The 6,286-nt window shown below is 59.7% G+C and carries 4 protein-coding genes and 1 pseudogene; 3 read left to right on the top strand and 2 right to left on the bottom strand.

Annotated features, from left to right (window positions below):
• Positions 1-101: 101 nt before the first annotated feature.
• On the top strand, positions 102-908 hold the full coding sequence (locus ACMLHG_RS05870) for a type II secretion system protein (RefSeq protein ID WP_417169885.1): 807 nt from the start codon (positions 102-104) through the stop codon (positions 906-908).
• 17 nt (positions 909-925) lie between these two features.
• Entirely contained in the window at positions 926-3,445 is a 2,520-nt protein-coding gene (locus ACMLHG_RS05865) for a polysaccharide lyase family 8 super-sandwich domain-containing protein (RefSeq protein WP_417169884.1), read from the top strand.
• 30 nt (positions 3,446-3,475) lie between these two features.
• On the opposite strand, the gene ACMLHG_RS05860 is transcribed toward ACMLHG_RS05865, so the two are convergent.
• On the bottom strand, positions 3,476-4,822 hold the full coding sequence (locus ACMLHG_RS05860) for an MATE family efflux transporter (protein WP_417169883.1): 1,347 nt from the start codon (positions 4,820-4,822) through the stop codon (positions 3,476-3,478).
• Here ACMLHG_RS05860 and ACMLHG_RS05855 point away from each other — a divergent pair.
• Complete coding sequence (locus tag ACMLHG_RS05855) at positions 4,821-5,432, top strand: hypothetical protein (protein WP_417169882.1); 612 nt, start codon at positions 4,821-4,823, stop codon at positions 5,430-5,432. The two genes, ACMLHG_RS05860 and ACMLHG_RS05855, sit on opposite strands and share 2 nt — an antisense overlap.
• A gap of 76 nt (positions 5,433-5,508) precedes the next feature.
• Here ACMLHG_RS05855 and ACMLHG_RS05850 read toward each other — a convergent pair.
• Positions 5,509-6,286 (bottom strand): annotated as a pseudogene (locus tag ACMLHG_RS05850) (hypothetical protein); the annotation flags it as partial.

The following is a 6,286-nucleotide window of genomic DNA, read 5'->3' as shown; positions in this document are numbered from 1 at the left end:
CTCCTATTGACACAGTCACTCGATTATGCTATACTATTATAAACAAGACAAAGGTCCCGAAAAGCAATCTGATGCCCAAACCAACCAGGGAGGAAGAAATCATGGCATATCGGCCCGACAGACGTTTCCGCACATACAGTTTCCAACGTTCATGGTTTACATTGATAGAACTTCTAGTTGTGATTGCAATCATCGCTGTTCTGGCGGCAATGTTGCTTCCTGCATTGAACAAAGCGCGGGAGAGAGCCCGGGAAATCCAATGCGTCTCCAATTTGAAGCAGACCGGAATCGGCATGCAGCAGTACGCCAACGACGCCAGAGGATATGTCGTCAAAGAAACAAGACTTGCCGAAGGAGACAACACTTCAGTCGCATGGAACAACGCTCTGCTCGGCTGGAAATATTATTCCAGCGGAAACGGTCAGCAGAATAGTTTCGCCGCGTACGGATTCACCGGTTACCTCTCCTCGGAGAGTGTCACCCAGTGCCCCACCGTCAAGGAGCAACCACCCAAAAGCAACTACGCTTACGGCATTGTGGAATACATGTTCTCCTCAAACTGGGGGTCCGGCGACACCGTGAAAAATGAGATCGGCGCCACAGTGCCGGTCCGGCTGGATGAAATCAGGAAGTACCACTTCATCGCCGCCGCCCGCCGCCCATCCACCACGCTGATCGTGGCGGACACCGGCTATTACTATACCGACCCGCAATGCCAGCAGATGCTTTCCCCTAAAACATTCAAGCATAACGAACTGCAAACAACCAGCGCCCTGATGCTCCGCCATTCCAACAAAACCAATGCGCTCTTTATCGATGCCCATGTCGAAGGATTGACAAAGGAGGGACTCGCCGCCACCTCCAACAAGATCACCTATGTGCTCGGCCTCGACGGCATTCCGAGATAACCTCAGAGGAAACGCTCATGTACAAACGTATTCTTTTCATACTGCCGGCGCTTCTGGGAGCGGTTCTGTCGACGGCCGCGGCACGGCCGGCGGGCATCGACGAAGGAAAAATCGACTGGGAACAAACCAGATATGCCCGCATCATCCGCCGGGACGGCAGAAAAATTCTGCAGGTCCGGGTGCCGGAGAACGCACCGGATATCGCCAATAAAAACTGCGCCTTCTTCAATATAAACCTCGCTCCCTTCGCGGGAGAGGAGCTGATGTTCTCCATCCGGATGCGGGGGAAAAACATCAGTCGGCCGCTCCACAGTTACAACGGCATCAAAGTGATGCTGTTCTATCAGGATCGCAACGGGAAAAAAAACTATTACGACACCGGCGAACCGGCGTTTTATGGAACGTTCGACTGGCGTCCGACAGCGGCGTGTGTTCTGATTCCGCCGGGAGCGCACAACGGCCGGTTCCGGCTCGGCCTGCAGGAAAGTTCCGGGGAAGTGGAATTCGATCTCGACAGTTTCCGCATCACGCTGCCCGGCCATGTCGAGAAGCCTCAGCCGCTTTCTCCGGAACAGGAAAAGGAGTTCGATCTGGTACAATCCCGAATGCGCGCCGAATTGCAGAAAAGCCGGGTCCGGCCTGACACAATCCGCCGTCGGCTCGCACAGCAGAATGCCGACGGCACCTTCCGTGACATCGACTACTCCAACCGGAACAATTCCAGCTGGCAGGTTGCCCGGCATCTCCAATACGCCCTGGAGTTCGCGCTGGCCTGGAGTACCGCCGGTCATGAGTTCCACCACGACGAAGCGCTCGGCCGGGCGCTCCGCAACGCGGTGAACTGGTGGGGAGAAAACCGGCCGCGAAGCGGCAACTGGTGGTGGAACGACATGGCGATTCCACAGTATCTCACGGAGATCCTGCTCCTTGCACCGGAACTTTTCCCCGATGACCCGCTCCGGCAGAACATACTGAAGATCTGCCGCCAGGCAAAATTCCTGCCCCGCTACACCGGCAACAACCGGGTCTTCATCGCCCAGAACATCTTCCGCCGCGCACTGGTGGAGCGCGATCCTGCCGCGGCAGCCGAAGCCGCAGCAGTCATCACCGAAGAGGTACGGCCCGCCCCGGTTCACAACAAGACCCGCTGGGCGTTCGGCGGGATTCGCGCCGACGGCTGCTACCATCAGCACGGCCCGCAGATCCAGTTCGGCAACTACGGCGGCGAATTCTTCGCCAACGTCGCCAACTGGTCCAATCTCTGGAAGGACACCCGCTGGCAGTTCTCCGCCGACCAATGGAAGGTCATCCGCCACCTCGCGTTCGACGGGTTCCAGTGGGTGCTCTGGAACGGCAACATGGATCTCCTCGCCATCGGCCGTCAACTCGGCAGAAACGCGGCCCGTTCCAAAGGATACCGCACCCTTTCCGCACTCCGGAAGCTGAGCAATGCCGATCCCGGCGGCAGTGCTCCATACCGGAAAGTGCTGGAGCGCAATGAGACCAAAACCAATTCCCTCGTCGGCAACAGACACTTCTGGAACTCCGACTACATGGTGCACCGCCGTCCGCAATGGTATGCCTCGGTCCGCATGAACTCGGTTCGGGTCCGGCCGATCGAAGACGACACCAACGGGGACAACGCGCTCGGGCGCTACTTCTCCGACGGCAGCTGCCTGATCCTGCGCTCCGGCAATGAGTATGAAAACATCACGCCGTGCTGGGACTGGACCCGCCTGCCGGGAACCACCCTCCCCGCCTCGCCGATCATCACGCTGAACACCCAGAGGCGCTGGACCCTCAGTCCGACCCGCGACTCCCGTCTGCTCGGCGAGACGAAGTTCGTCGGCGGCGTCACCGACGGCACGCATGGCGCGGCGGTCTTCACCATGGATCTCGACGGCGTGAAGGCGAAAAAAGCCTATTTCTTCGACACGGACGCCATTCTACAGCTCGGGACCGGCATCTGCGGCACCGTTCCGCATGAAGTTGCCACCACCGTCAACTGCTGTCTCCGCAACGGAGAAATCAAGCAGGGGAAAAACTGGTTCCATCATGACGGCATCGGGTATCGCGGGGAACATATCACCCTGAAAACCGGGAAACGAACCGGAGACTGGCGCATTCTCAACGGCGGCCTTCTGACACCGCAACCGGAGACGCGGGATCTCTTCGAACTTCGAATTCCCCACGGTGTCAGACCGAAGAGCGCCTCCTACGCGTTCACCATCCTCCCCGGCGCCACACCGGAAGAGACGGCGAACTGGAACCGGACTGAAATTCTCGCGAACAATGACAACTGTCAGGCGGTGAAATTCAGCGACGGCACCATCGGCGCCATCTTTCACGCCCCCGGGAAACTCGGGCCGTTCGAAACCCGGCAGCCCGGAATCTTCCTGATTGCGGGGCGCAAGGTGTTTGCCGCGGATCCGACCGCGGAACTTCGCCGGATCACCCTTACGCTCGACGGCGTCACCCGGACCATCGCATTGCCGGATGGGGAGATGGCGGGAAGCACCACGGAGATCACATTCTGAGTCGGGGAAGGCTGTTCTGCCGTTTGCGTTTCACCTTCCGCTTCGGCGCCAGGTGCCGAAGCGGTAATACGCGAGGCCAATCAGAGCCGGCGGCAACGTCGAAAGCGCCATTCCCCAGCAGACGCCGGCAAACCCGTATCCGCAGACAAATCCGAGCAGACCACAGAGCAGAAGCCGCAGGACCACCGCTTCCAGCAACGCATTGCACAGCGCCAGAAGCGGTGCGCCCGTCGCCGTGGCAAACGAGTCGGAAATATACATTACCGCATAGGCGAATCCGCTGAATGAGCAGAAGATCCGCAGATACAGCACGCCGGACTCCACCACCTCCGGCGACGTATCAAAACAGCCGATGATCCGCCGGGCGGTCAGCTGAATCAGCAGAACGGCAACTCCGGTGAACAGCACCCCCAACCCGATGCCGTTCCGCCAGATCCGGGCCGTCCGGGCGATTTTCCCCGCGCCCATATTTTGCGCGGCCATGGCGGTCACCGCCTGTCCGACCGCCCAGCTCGGCATCCCCGCCAGCGTGCTGACCTTGAGACCGACCGCGGCAGCCGCACTCTCCGCCATGCCGAAACGGTTGAACATTCCCGTCACCAGCAGGAACGCAACATTCACCACGATCATCTGCAGGGAACTGGGAATTCCAGGTTTCAGAATTCCCAGAAATATCTTCCGCTCCGGCAAGAGACTCCGCCGGTCAAAACCGCGGAAAAAGCCCCGTCGCCATAGCCAGCTGATTCCGGTCAGCATGGCAGCGGCCTGCGCCGCCACCGTCGCCCACGCCGCGCCGGCAACTCCCATTTTCCCAGCCCCGACCAGCAGTAGATCCAGTACGACGTTGACCACCGCCGCCACCGCGATGAACAACAGCGGCCGACGGGAGTCCCCCAGGCCGCGCAACAGGGCGCAGACCGCATTGCCGCCGAATGAACAGAGAGTTCCGCAACTTAAAATGTACATATATTCGCAGGCTGCCGGAAGCGCTTCCGGCGGGATATCCATCCGGAGAAAAACCGCCCGGCTGAACCAAAGCCCGCCCGCCGTCACCGGCAGGGCGGCGGCGGCAGTAACGGTGAACAACGCTCCGACGGCGTTCCGTTCCGCCGCGACATCCCCTCGGCCGCGAGCCCGGGCGACCTCCACAGTGCCGCCCAGCGTGATGCCGATGCCGACACTGTTGATGATGAAACAGAGCATGGAGGCGTTGCCGACCGCCGCCAGCCCGGAGCTGCCGACAAAGTACCCGATCACCATCATATCCACCAGATGATAGGCCGCCTGCAGTACATTGGCAAAGAAAAGCGGTACGGAAAAATGAAAAAGCTGTACCGGGATTTTCCCGGTCGTGAAATTCTGTTCTGAATGTTGCATGATTCTGATTCTCTTCAAAGACAAAAAAGCAAAAACCGCAGACGAAACACCGTCCGCGGCCTTTCTCATCTGCCGACCAGCAAGCACCGCCCGGGCGGTGCTGTATCACCGCCGGCGGTCTGCCGATGAAGAGAATTTTACTCATTCCACGCTCCGGACACTGCCTCATCGCACCAAGACATTGCCGAAGCCTGCAACAATGCAGAATTTTCCCAGAGAAAGATCCGGCATAAGCCAGTTTCTCCTTCCTGCAGTTTCTGAAATGCTCCCCGATTCCAGCGGAGAGCGTGTACACAAAAATACCAATAGCATCTTCCCGGAAACTTTTCAACCGGCCGGAACAAAATTCCGCGTTCTTTCCACCTCACCGCCTTCGCGGCGGAAGGCCGGACTCACGATCATTTTTCCAGTTCCAACCGGCTCAGCAGAGCCTGAAATCCGCGCAGAGATCCTGCGAGGGAATTTTCTGCACGGCGCATACAACCACTCCGCCGCCAGGCAGAACGATTTCATTGCGGATATACTTTGCGCAGGAAAACACATTGAAGAGCTTCGACCAGTGCAACTATACTGTCGGACTCACGGTACGATCCCCTCTTCACTTATCTGAACCATGTGCAGGAAGGGAGATTCTTCGGAAAAACCAACGCCACAGGAGGGATCAACGCCGTTGCAATGATCCCGGCTCACCGGCGGGAGAGAAGGTACGCCATCACGCCGCCGGGAAACACTCCGGGATCCGCCGTAAAGGAGAGAACGCCGTTCTCAAACTTCGACGCCACCCTTCCTGCCGTGCTCCCGTCGAAACGCAGCGCGTCGACCGTCGGCGGCACGCCGGGATCCAGCTTGAGCGAGACCTTGACCGGATCCCGGCGCAGCAGAAGACGCGGTTCCCCCCAACTCTCCAGCAGCGTCATCCGCTCGTCGGAGAAACGGGTCTTGTTCGGCAGTACATTGGTCAGGTGGAAGAGCAGCATGTTCCCGCTCTCCCCGATCGGGCGTTCATCCAGTGTGCTGAGCGACACCGTCTGAGGAACACGCGCTCCGGCAATGCTCAGGCGGTCCGCTCGCAGAGATCCTGCCGCAACGGTCACGCATTCGGAACGGGGAGTGGCGATCGCCAGCGTATTGCGTCCGGCATCGAGACGGAGTTCACCGGTATCGCTCTCCGCGATCCGACGGGCGAGCAGGGTGTTGCGCAGGGCATTGATCCGGCTGTCGGGGAGCGGCGCTTTCCCTTCCGCCTGTTCCGGCGTGAGCAGCCGCACCCCCTGCGGCGCATTTTCTCCGACTATGGTGCCGACCCGGGAGATCAGCCCCAGAGTGCTGAACTCCGGCGGATAGGCTTCCGGCGCATCGGAATTCCAGAGATTCTCCGGCACGCTCCAGCCGAACGCCGCCCGCGCCGGGGCGACATCGCCCCGCCGGAAGAGGAACATCGCCAGCCGGTCCGAAAACTGCGCC

It is taken from the genome of Victivallis sp. (assembly GCF_048170485.1).
Taxonomy (GTDB): domain Bacteria; phylum Verrucomicrobiota; class Lentisphaeria; order Victivallales; family Victivallaceae; genus Victivallis.
Note: the sequence above shows the minus strand (reverse complement) of the source record. Positions and strands in the feature narration are given on the sequence as shown.